This is a genomic window from Oleiharenicola sp. Vm1, from assembly GCF_047777955.1.
Classification (GTDB): domain Bacteria; phylum Verrucomicrobiota; class Verrucomicrobiia; order Opitutales; family Opitutaceae; genus Didemnitutus.
This window is the reverse complement of record NZ_CP180537.1, coordinates 1,535,803-1,553,407: the sequence shown is the minus strand read 5'-3', so window position 1 is coordinate 1,553,407 and position 17,605 is coordinate 1,535,803. Positions and strand designations below refer to the sequence as shown.

19 protein-coding genes, 4 tRNA genes and 1 pseudogene are annotated in these 17,605 nt (G+C 67.6%); 4 read left to right on the top strand and 20 right to left on the bottom strand.

What is annotated here, in order from left to right:
• Positions 1-57 precede the first annotated feature (57 nt).
• From ACMYLB_RS08040 to ACMYLB_RS08015, 6 genes are all read right to left on the bottom strand, one after another.
• A tRNA-Gln gene (locus tag ACMYLB_RS08040) sits at positions 58-131 on the bottom strand.
• Between the two features lie 58 nt (positions 132-189).
• A tRNA-Thr gene (locus tag ACMYLB_RS08035) sits at positions 190-264 on the bottom strand.
• A gap of 45 nt (positions 265-309) precedes the next feature.
• Positions 310-384, bottom strand: a tRNA-Lys gene (locus ACMYLB_RS08030).
• A 110-nt stretch (positions 385-494) separates the two neighbouring features.
• Positions 495-1,499: a dihydrodipicolinate reductase gene (locus ACMYLB_RS08025; protein WP_415910414.1), complete on the bottom strand. Its 1,005-nt coding sequence runs from the start codon at positions 1,497-1,499 to the stop codon at positions 495-497.
• A gap of 52 nt (positions 1,500-1,551) precedes the next feature.
• Positions 1,552-2,112 carry an MBL fold metallo-hydrolase gene (locus ACMYLB_RS08020; protein ID WP_415910413.1) on the bottom strand — a complete coding sequence of 187 codons (561 nt, stop codon included), beginning with the start codon at positions 2,110-2,112 and terminating at the stop codon, positions 1,552-1,554.
• Positions 2,016-2,396 (bottom strand): hypothetical protein, encoded by a 381-nt coding sequence (locus ACMYLB_RS08015; RefSeq protein WP_415910412.1) that lies wholly within the window; start codon positions 2,394-2,396, stop codon positions 2,016-2,018. Before ACMYLB_RS08015 ends, ACMYLB_RS08020 begins: the two co-directional genes overlap by 97 nt.
• Before the next feature lie 59 nt (positions 2,397-2,455).
• Here ACMYLB_RS08015 and pyrE point away from each other — a divergent pair, with 59 nt between their 5' ends.
• Entirely contained in the window at positions 2,456-3,025 is a 570-nt protein-coding gene (pyrE, locus tag ACMYLB_RS08010) for an orotate phosphoribosyltransferase (protein ID WP_415910411.1), read from the top strand.
• Positions 3,026-3,178: 153 nt separating this feature from the next.
• Here pyrE and ACMYLB_RS08005 read toward each other — a convergent pair whose 3' ends face one another.
• The 14 genes and pseudogenes from ACMYLB_RS08005 to ACMYLB_RS07940 all read right to left on the bottom strand — a co-directional run.
• A complete protein-coding gene (locus ACMYLB_RS08005) occupies positions 3,179-4,612 on the bottom strand; it encodes a Do family serine endopeptidase (RefSeq protein ID WP_415910410.1) in 1,434 nt (477 codons plus the stop codon).
• Between the two features lie 58 nt (positions 4,613-4,670).
• Positions 4,671-5,618: a ribose-phosphate diphosphokinase gene (locus tag ACMYLB_RS08000; protein WP_415910409.1), complete on the bottom strand. Its 948-nt coding sequence runs from the start codon at positions 5,616-5,618 to the stop codon at positions 4,671-4,673.
• A 39-nt stretch (positions 5,619-5,657) separates the two neighbouring features.
• Positions 5,658-6,689, bottom strand: a complete 1,032-nt coding sequence (gene lpxD / locus ACMYLB_RS07995) for a UDP-3-O-(3-hydroxymyristoyl)glucosamine N-acyltransferase (RefSeq protein ID WP_415910408.1) — start codon at positions 6,687-6,689, stop codon at positions 5,658-5,660.
• Between the two features lie 55 nt (positions 6,690-6,744).
• The gene (locus tag ACMYLB_RS07990; protein WP_415910407.1) at positions 6,745-7,428 is read right to left on the bottom strand and encodes an OmpH family outer membrane protein; all 684 of its coding nucleotides are present in this window, start codon (positions 7,426-7,428) and stop codon (positions 6,745-6,747) included.
• A 20-nt stretch (positions 7,429-7,448) separates the two neighbouring features.
• Entirely contained in the window at positions 7,449-9,755 is a 2,307-nt protein-coding gene (gene bamA, locus ACMYLB_RS07985) for an outer membrane protein assembly factor BamA (protein ID WP_415910406.1), read from the bottom strand.
• Positions 9,756-9,801: 46 nt separating this feature from the next.
• Positions 9,802-11,220, bottom strand: a complete 1,419-nt coding sequence (gene dnaB, locus ACMYLB_RS07980; protein ID WP_415910405.1) for a replicative DNA helicase — start codon at positions 11,218-11,220, stop codon at positions 9,802-9,804.
• A 257-nt stretch (positions 11,221-11,477) separates the two neighbouring features.
• Positions 11,478-12,011 carry a 50S ribosomal protein L9 gene (gene rplI, locus ACMYLB_RS07975; RefSeq protein WP_415910404.1) on the bottom strand — a complete coding sequence of 178 codons (534 nt, stop codon included), beginning with the start codon at positions 12,009-12,011 and terminating at the stop codon, positions 11,478-11,480.
• A 45-nt stretch (positions 12,012-12,056) separates the two neighbouring features.
• Complete coding sequence (locus ACMYLB_RS07970) at positions 12,057-12,521, bottom strand: single-stranded DNA-binding protein (protein ID WP_415910403.1); 465 nt, start codon at positions 12,519-12,521, stop codon at positions 12,057-12,059.
• A gap of 30 nt (positions 12,522-12,551) precedes the next feature.
• Positions 12,552-12,842 carry a 30S ribosomal protein S6 gene (gene rpsF, locus ACMYLB_RS07965; RefSeq protein ID WP_415910402.1) on the bottom strand — a complete coding sequence of 97 codons (291 nt, stop codon included), beginning with the start codon at positions 12,840-12,842 and terminating at the stop codon, positions 12,552-12,554.
• Positions 12,829-13,425 (bottom strand): aminoacyl-tRNA hydrolase, encoded by a 597-nt coding sequence (gene pth, locus ACMYLB_RS07960; protein ID WP_415910401.1) that lies wholly within the window; start codon positions 13,423-13,425, stop codon positions 12,829-12,831. Before pth ends, rpsF begins: the two co-directional genes overlap by 14 nt.
• Positions 13,426-13,485: 60 nt before the next feature.
• Positions 13,486-14,238: a 50S ribosomal protein L25 gene (locus ACMYLB_RS07955; protein ID WP_415910400.1), complete on the bottom strand. Its 753-nt coding sequence runs from the start codon at positions 14,236-14,238 to the stop codon at positions 13,486-13,488.
• Between the two features lie 195 nt (positions 14,239-14,433).
• Positions 14,434-14,508, bottom strand: a tRNA-Asn gene (locus ACMYLB_RS07950).
• A gap of 169 nt (positions 14,509-14,677) precedes the next feature.
• Positions 14,678-15,586 carry a peptidylprolyl isomerase gene (locus tag ACMYLB_RS07945; RefSeq protein ID WP_415910399.1) on the bottom strand — a complete coding sequence of 303 codons (909 nt, stop codon included), beginning with the start codon at positions 15,584-15,586 and terminating at the stop codon, positions 14,678-14,680.
• A gap of 166 nt (positions 15,587-15,752) precedes the next feature.
• Positions 15,753-15,899, bottom strand: a pseudogene (locus ACMYLB_RS07940) (glycoside hydrolase family 37); the annotation flags it as partial.
• 354 nt (positions 15,900-16,253) lie between these two features.
• On the opposite strand from ACMYLB_RS07940, the gene ACMYLB_RS07935 reads away from it, so the two are divergent.
• From ACMYLB_RS07935 to ACMYLB_RS07925, 3 genes are read left to right on the top strand one after another with little or no spacing between them, the layout of a single operon-like run.
• Positions 16,254-16,472 carry a hypothetical protein gene (locus ACMYLB_RS07935; RefSeq protein WP_415910398.1) on the top strand — a complete coding sequence of 73 codons (219 nt, stop codon included), beginning with the start codon at positions 16,254-16,256 and terminating at the stop codon, positions 16,470-16,472.
• Positions 16,469-16,912 carry a hypothetical protein gene (locus tag ACMYLB_RS07930; RefSeq protein WP_415910397.1) on the top strand — a complete coding sequence of 148 codons (444 nt, stop codon included), beginning with the start codon at positions 16,469-16,471 and terminating at the stop codon, positions 16,910-16,912. The genes ACMYLB_RS07935 and ACMYLB_RS07930 overlap by 4 nt, the downstream gene beginning before the upstream one ends.
• An 11-nt stretch (positions 16,913-16,923) precedes the next feature.
• The gene (locus ACMYLB_RS07925) at positions 16,924-17,511 is read left to right on the top strand and encodes an RNA polymerase sigma factor (protein WP_415910396.1); all 588 of its coding nucleotides are present in this window, start codon (positions 16,924-16,926) and stop codon (positions 17,509-17,511) included.
• Positions 17,512-17,605: the final 94 nt, after the last annotated feature.

Here is a 17,605-nt window from a genome sequence, read left to right as displayed (position 1 = left end):
TTTGCACTGTCAATGCGCTTTCTTTTTCAGCGATTGCGAGAGGTCGCGCATCTGTTGTGGCTGCCCGGCTAGGACTCGAACCTAGACAAGCAGAGTCAGAATCTGCTGTGCTACCATTACACCACCAGGCAGTGGAAAGTGATCGTGCGCGCGACGCGGGGTGACGCTTGCCGGAATCGGATTTCAAGGTGGAGCCGGCGATGGGATTCGAACCCGCAACCGCCTGTTTACAAAACAGGTGCTCTACCGTTGAGCTACGCCGGCAAGGCGCGCTGCGCACTGGAGAATCGGAACTACAAACAACGAAATTGGTGGCTCCCCGGGGACTCGAACCCCGAACCTACTGATTAAGAGTCAGCTGCTCTACCATTGAGCTAGGAAGCCAGAAATCAGAGGGGCAAAAGTTGGGAACGCGTGGGTGGTGTCAACACCATTCCCCTCTGAAAGCGGGGAAAATTCGAACACGACAACGCGGCTAATTTTCGCGACAAGCCTCACGAATCCCCCGTCCACTTCGGCAAGGCCAGATCCGTCGCGAGCCGCAGCCCCGGTGGCGCCGCCAGCAGGCGCGGCACGACGTTGATCAGCGCCGCCACCGTCGCGTCGTCGCCCGCGACCCCGCCCGTCACCGTCACGTCGAGCGGCGGACGCCCGTGCACCACGATGCGATCGTGCGGCTGCGGTGCGCCGAGGAACATTGCGATCTCCAGCACCACGCGCTCGCGGCCGCCGCTCGCGCCGACCGCGCGCTGCCGGATGCCGCACACGCGGCCCGGCGGCACGGTGAAAAACGGCGATACGATCTCGCGCTCCGCGAGCACCGGCTCGCCCTCCTCGACGAGGCTGTCGAGCGCCCAGCCCATCGCGTGCGCCACCAACGCCGCCGACTCGATCAGGCCCGCGTGCCCCGCCCTGCCCGACCGCAACCCGTCGCTGAACTCCTCCGCCTCCTGCCCGCTGCCGATCTTCGCCTGCAGCGGCCGGCGGCGCGTCGCGGCGTCCACCACCCGCTCGACGCGGATGCTTTCGACCTCGCGGCTCACGCCGGTCAGCGCGATCGGGAGCACGTCCATCACGAAGCCGGGGTTCACGCCCGTGGCGACGACGCGCGCGCCGGTGTGCCGGCAGAGCGCGTCGTATTCCTTGGCCAAGGCCGGCTCCTTCAGCGCGGGGAAAATCAGCTGCTCGCACGTCGACGCCACGCTCACGCCGAACTCCAGCGCGGGGCGCATCTGCGCGAGCGTCGCCGCCGCGCTCGACGACGCCGTGTGCAGGATCACCTCCGGCGGCGTCTCGCGGAACAGCGCCTCGAGATCGCGCGCGACCTTCAGGCCGTCGAGCGCGCCAAGGCCGGTGATCTCCGTGAGCGGCCGCCCGGCCTTCGCGGGGTCGTGGTCGACCGCGCCGACGATCTCGAGCCACGGCCGCTGCGCCGAGAGCCGCAGCGCCTCCACCCCGATCGGCCCCAAGCCGAACTGCGCGACTTTGATCCGCTTCATCGCGCCGAGTGAACTCCGCCGGCGCCGCGCTGTCGAGCGCGCGGCGCGCGGCTCAGCCCAGGAACGGATTGAAGCGCCGCTCGTTCGCGACCGTGGAGAACGGCCCGTGCCCGGGCGCGATCAGCACGTCGGGAGCGAGGGCCGCGAGGACGCGGCGCGCGTGCTTGAGCTGGCGCTGGCAGCAGAAATAACCGCCGCCGAGCGAGCCGGCGAAGATCAGGTCGCCCGACACCAGCAGCACCGGCCGCTCCGGCTGCCGCACGCACGCCACGCCGTAGCAGTTGTGCTCGGCCGCGTGCCCCGGCGTGAGCAGCGCCGTGATCCGGAATCCCTCCACCTCGACCGTCTGGCCTTCGCCGAGCGCGAGGCAGCGCGGCCAGCGCCCGGTCGGCGGACCGTAGAAATGGTTCAGCCCGAACTCGTGCATCACCTCCTCGAGTCCGCCGATGTGCTCCGCCTCGTAATGGGTGACAAAGACGGCCGCGAGCCTCTTGATCCGCGCGGGCCAGACGCGCTTCAGCTCCGGTCCGCTCGCGCCGGTGTCGAACAGGATGCCGGTGTCGCCGCCGGTCGAGAGGATGTAGGCGTTCGCCACGCCGACGCCGAACGGCATGCGCAGGGGAAGAGGCAGAACGGCAGCGCGCCGATCTCGGGCCGCGGGTAGGCGTTCTGGGCCAGCGCCGCGAGCCCGACCTCGTTGAGGTTCAGCACGTGCGCGAGCCGGCTCAGCTCGGCCGGCTTCAGGTCGGGCCGGTAGTCGATCGCGTCGTGGATGCGGGACAGCTCGACGTTGGCCGCCTTCGCGACGGCCTCATAGGTCAACGCGGCGTGGCGGGCGGCCTTTTCCAGGACGTCCCCCAGCTCATCCTCGAGCGGCGGTGCGACGGTGAGGTCCATGCGACGTCGGCCAGAAATGAATTCCATTTCCGCGGCGATTGCCACACGTTTCCGCCGCCATGGATGCCGTCCAAACCGAGGTGATCGACATTTTCAAACGCACCCGCGCGCTGCTGCAGGGCCACTTCGTGCTGCGCTCCGGCCTGCACAGCGGGCACTTCTTCCAGTGCGCGCAGGTGTGCCAATACATGCCGGAGGTCGAGCGCCTCGCCACGCTGCTGAAGGCGCGACTCGCCGGCACGTCGTTCACGACGGTGCTGGCGCCGGCGATGGGCGGGCTCGTGATCGGCCAGGAGGTCGCGCGGCAGTTCAAGAGCCGCTTCATCTTTGCGGAGAAGGAAAACAACGTGCTGGTGATGCGCCGCGGCTTCACCATCGCTCCCGGCGAAAAGATCCTCGTCGTCGAGGACGTCATCACCCGCGGCGGCCGCGTGCAGGAATGCCTCGACATCGTCGCCCAGGCCGGCGGCCAAGCGGTCGCAGTCGCGGTGCTGGTCGACCGCAGCGAGGGCAAGGCGAAGTTCAGCGTGCCGACGATCTCGCTGCTCGAGCTGAGCTTCCCCACCTACGAGGCGGACAAACTGCCGCCGGAGCTGGCGGCGATCCCCGCGAGCAAGCCGGGCAGCTGACGTTGCGCGCCCGCAGGGGCGGACCTTCCCCGGCCCGGCCAGGCGCCGGCGTGACGACCATCGAACGGACGCCGTGGCCTCTCCGCGATGGCCACGAAAAAGGCGCGCCCCTCGGCGCGCCTTGGATCTTGGAAGGGGTTTCCGGTCGCGCCCTCAGCGGGCGATGAAGCCGATGTAGCGGTAGCTGCCGCGGTAGTAGACCAGGGCGAGGTTGCGGCCCTCGCGCGTGGCGCGCTTGGCGGACGCGAGGTCGGAGACCGGCGACTTGTTGATCTGCTCGATCACGGCGCCGACGGGGAAGACGTCGCCGTAGGGCGACTTCGGCGAAATCTCGGTGATGACGATGCCCTCGACTTCGCGCGGGATGCGGAGCTCGTTGCGCAGCTCGTTGGTGATGGCCTGCACGTTCACGCCGGGGAGGAACTCGCCGTCGGCCTCGGCATCCTCGAGCTTGCCGAGGATGACCTCGGCGGTCTTCGGCTTCCCGTCGCGCAGGTAGTCGAGCGCGACCTTCGTGCCCGGGGCGGTCTGGGCGATGACGAGGCGCAGGTCCTCGCGGGTGGCGATGTCCTTGCCGTTGACGGCGGTGATGATGTCGTCGCGCTGGAGGCCGGCCTTGGCGGCGGGGCCGTCCTTCGGGCTGAGATCGGCAATGATGACACCGCGCGTGGTGCGCGGGAGCTTGAGCGCCTCGGCGTCGTCGGCGGTCAGTGTCTGCGTCTGCACGCCGAGGTAGCCGCGGATGACGGTGCCGTATTCGATGAGGCTGGTCATGACCGAGCGGGCGAGGTTGATCGGGACGGCGAAGCCGATGCCGATGTTGCCGCGGTTGGTGGTGGCGATGCCGCTGTTGATGCCGACGAGGCGGCCGCGCGCGTCGACGAGGGCGCCGCCGGAGTTGCCCTGGTTGATGGCGGCGTCGGTCTGGATGAAATCCTCGTAGGCGTCGGGCTCGCGGTCGGTGAGGAGGTTGACGTTCTTGCGGCCGGTCGCGGAGATGATGCCCATCGTGACCGTCTGGCCGATGCCGAGCGGGTTGCCGAGGGCGAACACGATGTCGCCGACGCGGAGCTTGTCGCTGTCGGCCAGGGTGAGGAACGGCAGCTCCTTCGCATCGATCTTGATGACGGCGATGTCGGTCTTCGGGTCGGTGCCGATCAGCTTGGCGGGAAACTTGCGCTCGTCGCCGAGCTGGACCTCGAGCTCGTCGGCGTCCTCGACCACGTGGTTGTTGGTGAGGATGTAGCCGTCGGAGGCGATGATGACGCCGGAGCCGAGGCCGCTGAGCTTCTGTTCCTGGCCCTGGATGTTGCCGCCGAAGATCTGGCGGTAGAACTCGGGCACCTGCTGGCGCACGACCTTGGTCGAGTAGACCGAGACGACGGCCGGGCGAACGCTGGCGAGGACGTCGGCGTAGCTGGTGAGGACGGGCGCCTTGCCTTCGCCGACGGCGCTGGCGTCGACCTTGACTTCGGGGTGCGCCAGACCCGACTTGGTCGGGGCCTTGGGTTTCGTCTGCGCCTGGAGGGTGAGGAGGCCGGCGACGAGGCCGAGCAGCAGCGACAGGGCGAAGAATTTGACTTTCATGGAAAGGAAGGGAGCGAGCTCGGACACTAGCCGAGTCGGGGGGTTCCGCAACCGGTCCTCAGAAGCCCTTGATCTTGAAAAGGCTGGTGACGGACTCGTTGCTGTTGATGCGCACGATGGCCTCGCCCAGCAGCGGGGCGACGCTCAGCACGGTGATGGGCAGGCCGCGCGGGTCGATCGGCACGGAATTGGTCGTGATCAGCTCGTCGAGCACGCCTTCGCTGAGGCGCTTGTAGGCCGCCTCGCCCAGGACGCAGTGGCTGATGGCGGCACGGATGCTCTTGGCGCCGTGCTCGCGGAGGATCTTCGCGGCGGCGGTGATGGTGCCGGCCGTTTCCGTGATGTCGTCGACCAGGAGCACGTCGCAGCCGCTGACTTCGCCGACGATGTTGGTGGCGGCGACGGTGGTGGCGTTGATGCGCTTCTTGGCCACGAGGGCGATCGAGGCGCCGAGCGCGTCGGCGTAGGCCGCGGCCATCTTCATGCCGCCGACGTCGGGCGAGCAGACGACGAGGTTGGAGCTGCGCTTGGTCGCGAGGTATTGGAAGAAGACCGGCGAGGCGAAGAGGTGGTCGACCGGCACGTCGAAGAAGCCCTGGATCTGCTGCGAGTGCAGGTCCATGGTCAGCGCCCGCGTGGCGCCGGCGGCGACGAGCAGGTTGGCGACGAGCTTGGCCGTGATCGGGACGCGCGGCTGGTCTTTGCGGTCCTGGCGGGCGTAACCGTAGAACGGGATGACGGCGGTGATGCGCGCGGCGGAGGCGCGCTTGGCGGCGTCGATCATGATCAGCAGCTCCATCAGGTGATGGTTCGTCGGCGGGCAGGTCGACTGGATGATGTAGACGTCCGCGCCGCGGATGTTCTCGTTGATCTTCACGAAGGACTCGCCGTCCGGGAAACAAGTCACGGTGGCCTCGCCGAGCGGCACACCGATGGACTTGCAGATTTCCTCTGCAAGCGGGCGATTGGATGAACCGGAGAAGATCTTCAGCCGCGTGTCCTTCATGGGCGGCGAGCCAAAGGGTTTCTCCCGGGGGGCGGAAGCCTATTTCGGACGCTGTTCCAGATTTTCAACCCGCTTGAACAACTCGGGGAGCTTCTGGTGCAAAACCTGCAGGCGCCGCTCCGTCATATACGGGATGGCCGGCGTGCCGTTGAGGTAGCTGCCCGGCGCGGTGTCGAAGGCGATGCCGGTCTGGCCGCCGGCCTTGGTGCCCTGGCCGAGCGTGATGTGCCCGCCCACGCCGGCCTGGCCGCCGAGCACGACGTAATCCTCGAGCGTCGTGCTGCCGGAGATGCCGACCTGGGCGCAGAGGATGCAGTGCCGGCCGATGATCACGTTGTGGCCAACCTGGACCAGGTTATCGATCTTGGTCCCCTCGCCCACCACGGTCCGGCTGAAGCGCGCGCGATCGAGCGTGGAGTTGGCGCCGATCTCGACGTCGTCCTCGACGATGACGACGCCGATCTGCGGCACCTTCTCGTGACGGCCGTTGACGAACTCGTAGCCGAAGCCGTCCGAGCCGATCACGACGCCGGGCTGCAGGCGCACGCGATTCCGCAGTTCGCACCCACTCCCGATGATGCAGCCCGGCTGCACCCAGCAGTGCTCGCCGACGCTGGCGTTGCGGCCGACGAAGACGTTCGCCTGCAGCACGCTGCCGGCGCCGACGCTGGCGCCGTCCTCGACCACGCACAGCGGGCCGACGGTGGCCTGCGGCGACACGCGCGCGGTGGGCGCGATGACGGCGCTCGGGTGGACGCCGGCGGGCGGCTTGGGCCAGAGCGACTGCTCGATGCGGGCGCAGAGGCGCGCGAGGGCGACGGAGGGTTTCTCGACGAAGAGGAAAAGCTGGTTCGGCTGCGGCTCGCCGACGTAGTCGAGCGGCACGAGCACGAGCGAGGCGTGCGTGGCGGCGACTTCGGCGCGATACTTCGGATTGCCGAGGAAGGAGAGGTCGCCCGGCTGGGCGGACTTGAGCGACGCGATGTCGCGGATCTTCTCGGTGGTGTGGCCGGCGCTGCGCTGGGGCGAGACGATCGCGGCGACTTCGTCCGGGGTGTAAGCGACGTGCATGGGCACAAAAAAGCCCTGCTCGCGGGAGCAGGGCTTGGCAAGGGTTCTTTGGCGCTCAGCCCTTCTTGGCCGGCGGGGTGACGTTCGGGACGGTGAAGCCACCGGCGTTGTTCGTCGCGGCGGGGGCCGTCGTGGCGGGGGCAGCGGCCGGAGCGGCGGGCGCCGGGCGGTCCTTGTTCACTTCCTTCACGACGTCGTCGGTGATGTCGTAGCTGGCGTCCGAGTAGAGGACGACCGGGATGCCGAGGATGCTCGGGCCGGACTTGTCGAGGACGAGCGTGGCGCCCTTGGCGCGGGCCATGTCGTTCACGACCTTCATGATCTCATCCATGATGAGGTCGCGGTGATTCTTGGCGCGCTGCTGGAGGGAGCGCTGGGTATTGACGCGGAAGTTCTGGGCCTCGTTCTGCAGGCGCTGGATGTCCTCCATCTTCTTCTGCGCGTCCTCGCCGGCCTTGGCCTTGGCCTGGTCGTTGGCCATGGGGCTCTTGGTCTGCTCGACGAGGGACTTGTATTCGTCGGCGGCGGACTGGATCTGCTTGTTGATCTGATCCAGCTGCTCCTGGGCGCGCTGGGCGGCGTCGTTGAACTTGGCGTTGGCTTCCTCGGTCTTGTAGTGGGTGTCGTAGACCTTCGCCATGTCGACGACGACGACCTTGAGGGTCGCCTGGGCGTGCAACGCGGCGGCACCGGCGAGCAGGCCGGCGCAGGCGATGAGGGAACGGATGGCTTTGTGCATGGGGATCAGGCGGTGTGGGTTTAGAAGCGGGTGCCGAAGTTGAAGTTAAACTGGCTGCCTTTCTTGTTGTAGCGGTCGCCGGTGAGCGGGATGCCGAAGTCGAGGCTGAGCGGGGCGCCGGCGACGAAGAGGCGGAGGCCGAAGCCGAAGTTGTCGTTCCAGTCGGCGGGCGAGAAGTCGTAGGCGTCGCGGTTGACGAAGCCGCCGTCGTAGAAGATGGCGAAGCGGATGGGCTTCACGATGTCGAAGGAGTATTCGGCGGAGACGAAGCCGTAGGTCTTGCCGCCGATGGGCTCGCCGACGTTGTTCTTCGGGCCGACCTCGCGATACTCGAAGCCGCGGAGCGTCTGCGGTCCGCCGAGGAAGTATTGGTCGAAGAACGGCACTTCATTGCTGCGGCCGTAGTTGTTGACGACGCCGGTGCGGGCGAGGAGGCCGAGGACCTGCTCCTGGAACTCGAAGACGGGGTAGAACTGCGCGCCGCGGAACTCGAGGCGGTAGTAGTCGGTGTCGCCGCCGAAGGGGCCGCCGGCGAGCTCGGTGATGAGCTCCATGCGGTTGCCGCGGGTGGTGTTGATGATCTTGTCGCGCGTGTCGCGCAGGAGGGAGAAGCCGATCTTGGAGATGGTGGTGTTGCCCTCGAGCGAGCGGATGATGGCGGGCGCGGAGGGGTCGACGTTGGCGATGTCGACGATCTCGTAGCTGTAGGTCGCGGTGCCCTCGACGAGGCCGAAGAGGCGCTTGCGGAGGTAGAGCTGGCCGAAGGTGCGGATTTCCTCGTAGTAGGCCGACTGGTAGTCGGAGGTGGTGCGGGCGAGCTGGAAGCCGAAGGCCAGCTCGCGCTCGAAGAGCCACGGCTCCTCGAAGGCGAGGACGATCTCGGAGGATTGCGAGCCGAGCTGGAGGCGGAGGCGGAATTTCTGGCCGTCGCCCTGGAAGAAGCTCTTGCGGTTGAAGAGGTCGAAGTTCGACTGCGTGACTTCGGCGAAGATGACCGCCTTCTCCAGCGAGCTGAAGCCGGCGCCGAAGGTCAGGTTGCCGGTGCGGGCCTCATGGACGGCGACGCGGAGGTTGCGGCGGCCGGGGATGTTGGTGGACTCGTGCGTGACGTTCACGTCCTCGAAGAAGCGCGTGTTCTCGAGGCGGATCTTCGAGATCTTCATGCGCACGGAGTCGAAGACGTCGCCGGGACCGAGCACGAGTTCGCGGAGAATGACGATGCTCTTGGTCTTGGAGTTGCCCTCGATGTTGATGGACTCGACCTGGAACTTCTCCGACTCGGTGATGGCGTATTCGATGTCGATCTCGCCGGTCTGGAGGTTGGGCTTGCGGTTCAGGCGGACGCGGGTGTCGAGGTGGCCGGAGCGGCCGTAGAAGTCCTCGAGGTTCTCGACGTCCTTATCGAGCTTGGAGGGAACGAAGAGCGTGCCCTTGCGCTGGCGGACGACGAGGCCGAGCAGGCGGGAGGGATGGATCTTGTTGCCGGTGAAGGTGATTTCGCCGACGTGGTATTGGCGGCCCTCGTTCACGCGGATGGTGATGACGAGCTTGCTGGGCGTCGGGTAATCGAAGGTGACCTTGTCCTCGGCGATTTCGACGTCGAGGTAGCCCTGCTCGCGGTAGTAGTCGCGGAGCTTGTTGAGGTCCTCGTCGAACTCGTCGTCCTTGAAGCGGCCGCCGCCGGTCAGCCAGGAGAACGGGTGCCACTTGGAGGTCTCCATCTCCTTGCGGAGGCGGCGGGCCTTGACGTGATCGTTGCCGACGAAGCGGATGTCGGAAATCTTCACCTTCGCGCCCTCGCGAACCTTGAAGATCACGGTGCCGAAGCCGGTGCTGCGGTTGCGGTCGATGGTGTAGTTGACCTGCGCCTGGTTGTAGCCGGCCTTTTGGTAAAACTCGTAGAGCTTCTCGGAGTCTTCCTTGACCTGGCGCTCGTCGAGCGCGCCGTTGGGCGTGGTCTTGATCTCCTTCTTGAGGCGGCGCTCCTTGTAGACGGAGTTTCCCTCGAACTTGATCGCCAGGACGCGAAACTTCGGGGTCACCTCGACGACGAGGTTGACGATGTTGCCGGGGAGCTGCTCGCGCTTGACCTCGATGAACTCGAAGAGGCCGGTGCGGTAGAGGGAGCGGATGTCGCGGTCGATGAGCGTCTCGTCGAGGTCGGTCTGTTCGCGCAGCGACATGTTCGCCCGGACGACCTGCTCGCTGACGTTAGCGACGCCGACGAACTTCACCTCGATGGTGCCGATCTTGTAGGCGGGTCCCTGGGGCTCGGCGGCATCAGCCGCGGCCGGTCGGGGAGCCTGTTGGGCGAGCGCGCCGGTCACCCCGGCCAACATCAAAACGAAAAGAGCGAGAACCCGCATGGTCGGGTTACGGAGTGAAGTTTTCAAAGCGCGTAATCTCTTGAATAAACGTTAATTTCAAATCACCTACCGGGCCGTTGCGCTGCTTGGCAACGATTAAGTCTGCCGCGTTGGCGGCAGTCTGGAACTTTTCGTCAGCATCCTTGGGGCGGGACAGCATCAGGACCACGTCGGCGTCTTGCTCGATCGAGCCGGATTCGCGCAAGTCCGACAGGCGGGGCGTGCGGTTCTCCTTCTCGGAAGAGCGGTTGAGCTGGCTGAGGACAAGGACCGGCAGGTCCAGTTCCTTGGCCATCGCCTTTAATCCGCGGGAGACCTCGGCCACCTGCTGTTCGCGCGGCGCGCGGGGATCGGAGCCGGAGACGAGCTGGAGGTAGTCGACGATGATCATGCCGAGCTTCTTGCGGGCGTAGATGCGGCGGGCCTTGGCTCGCATCTCCATGATCGTGAGGTTCGAGGAGTCGTCGATGAGGATGGGGGCCCGCTTGAACTCCTCGGCCGTCTTGCCGAGGGCGTTGACCTCGGCGCCGTCGCGCGAGACCAGGCCGTCGCGGAGGAGCTTGAGGTTCACCCGGGCGCGCGAGCAGAGCATGCGCAGGGCGAGCTGGGACGCGCTCATTTCGAGCGAAAAGATCAGCACCGGCGCGGGGTCGCCCTTCTTGGGCATGGCGGCGGCCTCCGCGATGTTGAGGGCGAAGGACGTCTTACCCATCGAGGGGCGCGCCGCGATGATGATCATTTCCTGGCGCTGGAAGCCGAAGGTCATCTGGTCGAGGTCCTTGAACCCCGACGACACGCCCGTCAGCTCGCCCTTCTTCATCAGGAGCTTCGCGATGACGGTGTTCGCGTCCTTCATCGCCTCCTTGATCTCGGCGGCGCTGTCGCTGACGCGGTCCTGGGTGACCTTGAAGAGATCCTGCTCGACCTTGTCGATGAACTCCTCGAGCCCGCCGGTGAAGGAGTAGCACTGCTCGACCGCGCCCGTGGCCGCCTTGATCAGCTCGCGGAGCAGGTGCTTCTCGCGGACCTTCTCGATGAAGTAGCCGGCGTGCGCCGTGGTGGGGATCTTCCCCGTGATCTGCAGCAGATACGGGAAGCCGCCGATCGCGTCGAGGTGGCGGCGGGTCTTGAGCTCCTCGGCCAGCATCTCGAGCGTGACCGGCGGGCTCTTCTGGTAGAGGTCGACGATGACCTCGAAGATCAGGCGGTTGGCCGCGGAGAAGAAGCACTCGGCGCCGACGCGCGCCTCCATGCAGCGCGCGATGGTGTCGCTGCCGTCGAGCAGACAGCAGGCGATGACATGCTGCTCCGCCTCCTCGCTCCACGGCATCTCGCGCGAGACCGGCGATTGCGCCGCGTCGTTGCCGCGGAACGCGCTGCGGCGCGAGGCGGGGCGATCAGGGGAGTCGGGGGTGGGCTGCACCATGAAGCGAGCAGTGTGTGCGGCGGGAATCGCGTGCGGCAATCACGGAGTGCGCAGAAGTTTTCCACGGACGGATGTGAGCAACCCCGGCGCCTGGACTCCCCTCCCCTCGGGGCTTGCCGGCGCGCGCAGAATCCGGCGCGGCGCGCGACCCGGCCGGGCGGGCGGCGCCGTCCGGCCGGGGGCAAAGAAAAAGCCGCGACTCGCGTCGCGGCTCGGCAGAAGGGGGACGAGCGGGCGGCTCGTTTCCCGGCGGACGCTCAGGCCCGCTCCTTGCGCTCGCGGCGCGGGCGCTCGGCCTTCTCGGCGGGAGCGGCCTCGGTCGCGGCCGGGATGATCGGGTTCTCGGAGACGACCTCGAAGGAGAGATCGACCGAAACCTCGGGGTGCAGCTTGATCGTGACCTCGTGCTTGCCGAGGGTCTTGACCGGCTGGCCGAGGTGAATGCGGCGCTTCTCGACCTCGATGCCGGCCGCCACGAGCTTGTCGTGAAGGTCGTTCGCGGTGACGGCGCCGAAGAGCTTGCCGCCCTCGCCTGTCTTCACGGCGATGGCGATGTTGGCCTTCTTGAGTTTCTCGGCGAGTTCCTGCGCGCCGTTGAGTTCCTTCGCCTCGCGGATGCCGCGGGCCTTCTTCAGGGCCTCGACCTGCTTGCGGTTCGAGACCGTGAGCGGGACGGCGATGCCCTGCGGGAGGAGGAAGTTGCGCGCGTAGCCGGCGCGGACGCGGACCTGGTCGCCTTCGGCACCGAGGCCGTCGACCGGTTTGAGGAGGAGCACTTCGTTGTGAGCCATGTTCGGACTTTCTTCGTTTGTTTTGTTGTAAGGTTAACGCGTCCCTCAGAACGGGACGTCTTCGTCGAGATTCTCCTGCGGGGCCGGAGCCGGGCGGCTCGGGGCGCTGGCGCGGGGCGCGGGGCTGTAGCTGCGGGCTTCGCCGCCGCCTTCGCCACCGCCGCCGCCTTCGCCGCGACCGCCGCCGAGGAACTGGAAGTTCTCGCAGACCACCTTCATGCGGCTGCGCTTTTCCTTCGTGTTCTTGTCCTCCCACTGGTCGAGGCGCAGACGGCCTTCGACGAAGAGGGGGCGGCCCTTGGTGCAGTATTTGGAGATGTTCTCGCCGGCCTTGCCCCAAGCTTCGATGTCAACGTAGGTCACCTCTTCGCGGTCGGCGCCGGACTCGTCGCGGAACTTGCGGTTCACGGCGAGCGAGAAGGTGCAGATGGCGGTGCCCTTCGGCGTGACCCGGAGTTCCGGATCGCGCGTCAGGTTGCCGATGAGCATGACTTTGTTGAGATTGGCCATGGGGCGGAGGCGCGGGGCGCGTTGGGCGGGTTAGGCGTTCTGGACGAGCGTGCGATAGACGCTGTCGTTGAGGCGGAGGCGCTCCTGGAGCGCGGCGCTGGCGCCGGCGGGGGCCGAGAAGGCGATGGAGACGTAAACGCCGGCGGGGAACTTGGCGTCGGTCTTGCGCGCGAAGTCGCGGCGGCCGAGCTGTTCGACGGCGGTGACGTCGCCCTGGATGGCGGCGATTTCCTTCTTCACGCCTTCGATGATCTGGTCGACGGAGTCTTCCTTGCCGCGATTATCGAGGATGAAAGTGGCTTTGTAGTTACGCTTGTTCATGGCGGGTTCTGCGATTGAGGCGGTTCATCGCTTCGGCGGGGCTGCTGGTGAAGAGCAGGCGGGCGCCTTCGACGAACGTTTTCAGGTTTTGATCGATGAGTTGTTGTTCTGAGAGGGAGAATTTTCCGAGCACGTAATCCGCGAGGTCCATGCCGACCGGGCGCTCGCTGCTGCCGATGCCGAGCCGGTAACGGAGGAATCCGTTGCCGACGTGCTCGAGCAGGCTGGCGATGCCGTTGTGGCCGCCGGCGGAGCCGTCGACCGAAAGTTTCACGCGGCCGATCTCGATGTTCATTTCATCGTAGGCCACCGCGAGCGACGCGGCCGGGAGCTTGTGGAAGTCGAGCAGCCGGCGCAGGGCGCGGCCACTCTCGTTCATGAAGGTCTGCGGCTTGATCAGCCAGCGGGTCTCGCCGGGGCGGACATTCCAGCGCGCAATCTCGGCCTCGAAGCGCGCCTCGTGTTTCCACGAGAGCCCTTCGGCCGCGGCCAGCGCATCCACCACCTTGAAACCAAGGTTGTGGCGTGTGCCGGCGTATTTCGCACCGGGGTTGCCCAGTCCTGCGAGGAGCGTGACGGACATGGATCAAAGAACGTGCTGCAACGCGGTGCGCCGGTTGGGCGGCGCACCGCGGGAAAACGATTACTTCTTGGCGGCGGGGGCGGCGGCCTTCGCGTCCTTGGCCGGAGCGGCCGCGGCCTTGGCATCGCCCGCGGGAGCGGCGGCCTTCGCGTCGCCCGCCGGAGCAGCGGCACCGGCGGCCGGAGCGGCGGCGCCATCCGCCGGAGCGGCGGCAGCGGCGGCGTCGGCGGCCGGAGTGGCGGCGACTTCTTCCGCCGGCGGCTCAACGCAGAGCACGACGGCCTGGTTCTGGTCGTCGAGGAACTCGACGCCGGCGATCGGCTTGAGCTCGGAGACGTGGATCGACTCGCCGACCTTGAGGGGCGTGACGTCCACTTCGATGAAAGCGGGGAGATCCTTCGGCAGGCAGCGGATGCGCAGGCGCTTCGTGGCGGTGTCGAGGATGCCGCCCTCGTTCTTCACGCCGGTGGACTCGCCGACGACGACGACGGAGACGTTGATCACCATCTTCTCGTTTTCCTTCACTTCCTGAAGGTCGACGTGGAGATACTTGTCGGTGATCGGGTCGCGCTGGACCTCCTGGAGGAAGGAGAGCGCGGCGGCGCCGGTGTCGCGCTTCAATTCGATCAGCGCGGCGCGGCCGGAGATGTCCTTGAGGAGCTTGACGAACTCGGTCGAGCTGACGGCCAGAGTCTCGGGTTTCGTGTGCTTGCCGTAGAGGATGGCCGGGATCTTCTCGGCCTTGCGGAGGCGGCGCGAGGCGCTGCGACCAGTGCCCTCGCGGGTCGTGACGGTGAGTTGGTATTTCTTCATGGTTTTCGTTCCCCCTGAGACTCCGGAATTGGAGGCAGGCGTAGTGGAAAAGAGGTCAGAGTTGAGTGACCGTGCCGGGGCGAGGCAAACAAAACTTTCGCGGCCGCGCGCGAAAACCGGGCCGAGGCGGCACATTTTTACAACTCCCCGCCCGCCTGAAATGCCAAACGCCTCCGGGCGGGAGGCGTTTCAGCGTGGCTGCCCGGGCTGGGATCGAACCAGCGACCAAGTGATTAACAGTCACCTGCTCTGCCACTGAGCTACCGGGCAACGTGGCTCCTTCTTGCGAAGGAACGGCCAAAAAGGGGTCCGACTTTAGCGTTGTCAACACTCCACTTCGCGGCGGACGCGTCATGCCCCAAAAAACAAGAGCGCACCCGTCGGAGTGCGCTCGTTGGCTGGGGGTCGCGAATGCGACGCGGAGTCGGGCTTTGCCGACTTACTTGCCGAAATAGGCCTCGTCGTAGGCCGGCTTGGCGTCCTCGACCAGCTTCTTGGTCTCGGCCTGCAGCTTGGCGCTGCGCTCGGCGCGCTCGAGCGTGGCCTTCGCCTCTGCAAACGGCGTCACGGTGCGCTCCTCGACCTTGAGGAAGTGGTAGCCGTATTGCGTGCGGATGACCGGGCTCAGCTTGCCGATCTCGGTCGTGAACGCCGCCTGCTCGAACTCCGGCACCATCTGGCCGCGGGCGAACTCGCCCAGGTAACCGCCGGTCTCGCCGGAGCCGGTGTCGTCCGATTCCGTCTTCGCCAGGTCCTCGAACTTCGCGGCGCCGGTCTCCACCTTCTTGCGGAGTTCCTCGGCCTTGGCCTTCGCCTGCTCCTCGGTCAGCTCCGGCTTGCCGGGTTGCGCCGCCGGGCTGCCCTTGAACGCAACGAGGATGTGACGGGCCTTGGCCTTCTCGAACTCGCTCTTGCGCGTCTCGTAGACCTTCTTGAGTTCCTCGTCCGAAACCTGCACGGCGTCCTGCATCTTCTTGAGCTGCGCGCCGGCGACGATCTGGTCGCGGACGGCGTTGATCTGGGCGACGACCTCCGGGTCCTTCTCGAGGCCGGCCTTCAGGCCCGCGGCGGAGAGGAGCTTCATGCGCAGGAAATCCTCGGCGAACTGCTTCTTGCCGGGCCCGAGGGCGTATTCCTGATACTGCTGCGGCAGGCCCTTCACCGCCTCCTCGAACTCGGCGCGCTTCACCGTGATGCCGGCGGCGGAGATGACGACCGCGTCGGGCGCGATCGCCGGAGCGGGAGCGGCGGCAGGCGCGGCGGCGGGAGCCGGCGCGGCGTTGTTCTGAGCGAAAACGGAGCCCGCGGCGAGCGCGGCGGCCGAAAGGAGCGTAGCGAGTTTCTTCATGGAAAAAGGCGCAACTTGCACGGCTCCCCACCCCGCGTCGAGCCCGGAGACGGGAGCCACCGGGGCAACGACCCCGCGCGCCGCCCGGAGTTCCGCGTCCATTTCACCCGGTCCGGCGGCCGGCGGAGCAGCTGAAGCCGCCGGTCCGCCCCTTCCGGGGCGGCGCTCAAAACTCCGCCACCGGCTCGCCGCCCTCGCGCCAGACGGCCATGTTCAGCACGAGGTGGTTCCAGCTCTGGAAGCCGCGGTTGAGCACCGGTTCGCCGCTTTCCGGCAGGTAGTGTGCGTGCCGCGCGCCGAAGCGCTCGAAGTCGTATGCGACCGCGGGATCGATTTCGGCGGCGTTCGCCGCCACCACCAGCAGGCAACCGGTCAGGGGCAGACGAAGCGACGGGGTCATGCCTGCGCGCTGCGCGCCGCCGCCGGACATGGCAAAGCCTGCGCGCGTGCACCGACGCGCGTTCCCGCTCCGGCGCGGCGGGCCGGGACCGCGCCCGGGGAATTTTTGAAGGGCTTTCGCGCTCCGTGGTGTTATGGATCGTGAGCGCCGGCCGCGCTTCCGCCCATGGCCCCTGCCCCGCCAGATCCCCTCGACCCCCTGCTTGACCGGTGGGGAAAACCGCCGGCCTTCCGTCCACTCGCGGCGGAGGCGCGCGCACGCCTCCGGGTGCCCGGGCGCGAGGCGGAGACGATTTTCCTGCGCCCGGCCTTCGCCGCCGTCTTCGTCGCGGCCTGCGTGCTGCTCGGGCTTTTCCTCGCCGAGGTGCGCGTCTCGCGGCTGCACCACGACCGCGACGCGCAGCTGCTCCAGAGCTACCGGCGCCTGATCGACCCGCTGCTCAGCGCTGTGCCGCCGCCAGCGGCCAAACCGGAGCGCCAGACATGAAATCCGCCCTTCTCATCGTCCTCCTCGGCCTGCTCGCCGGCGCGGCCGCGCACGTCGGCTGGTATCACTGGCGCCGCGGGACCGTGGCGGGCAGCGACGACGTCGTCGCGTGGATGAAAGCCGACCTCCAGCTCAGCGACGAGCAATTCGCCCGCATCCGCACGCTGCACGACCGTTCCGGGCCGCAGCTGCGCGAGTTCGCCGCCGAGGCGGCGCGCATGCGCGCGGAGTTCGAGGCCTTCGAGCACGCGCGCCGCACGGAGGGCCGCGTGGACTTCCTGGCGTTCGCACGCTGCCTGGAGACGTGGCGCCGCATCGACCGCGACTGGGCGGACGTGACCCGCGAGCTCGTCGCCGCCACCGCCGGCGAACTGACCCCCGATCAACGCGCGCGCTACCTCACGCGCCTCACCCCGGCCCCGGCGCGCTCCGTGAACTAGCGCCCGTCCGCGTGCCCGCCGACCCCGCCGCCGATCGCGCCGACCTCCAAGCTCTCCGCTCGGGCGACGCCACCGTGTTCGAGCGGATCGTCGCCCGCTGGGAACAGCCGCTCTGCGCCTACGCCTGGCGCTACCTGCGCAACGGCGAGGACGCGCGCGAGGTCGCGCTCGAGACTTTCGTGCGCCTGCACGAGCACCGCGCCCGGCTCCGCGCCGACACCAATCTCTCCGCCTGGCTCTACACGACGCTGACCAACCTCTGCCACAACCGCCACCGCTGGTGGCGCCGACACCCGAGCGTCAGCCTGGACGCGCTTCCGGCCGAGGGCGACGGCGCCGCTCTCGGCGACGGGGCCCCGCCGCCGGACGCCGCCAGCGAACAGCGCGAGGCGCTGGCCGCCCTCGACGCCGCCATCGCCGCGCTGCCGCACGAGCTGCGGGCGACGCTGCTGCTGCACCACTTCGAGCAGCTCTCGTATCGCGAGATCGCGGGCATCGTCGGCTGCAGCGAACGCGGCGTGGAGACGCGCCTGTATCGCGCACGGCAGGCCCTGCGCAGTGCGCTGAGCGCCGTCGGACCGTTCGCGGCCGCGCGGTAAGCCCCGCGCGGCGCACGCCTTCGAGGGCGGCGGTGAACCGCGTCGCCCGGTGGCCCGCGCCGGGCGGTTGCGGACAACCGCCGCGCCCCGAACC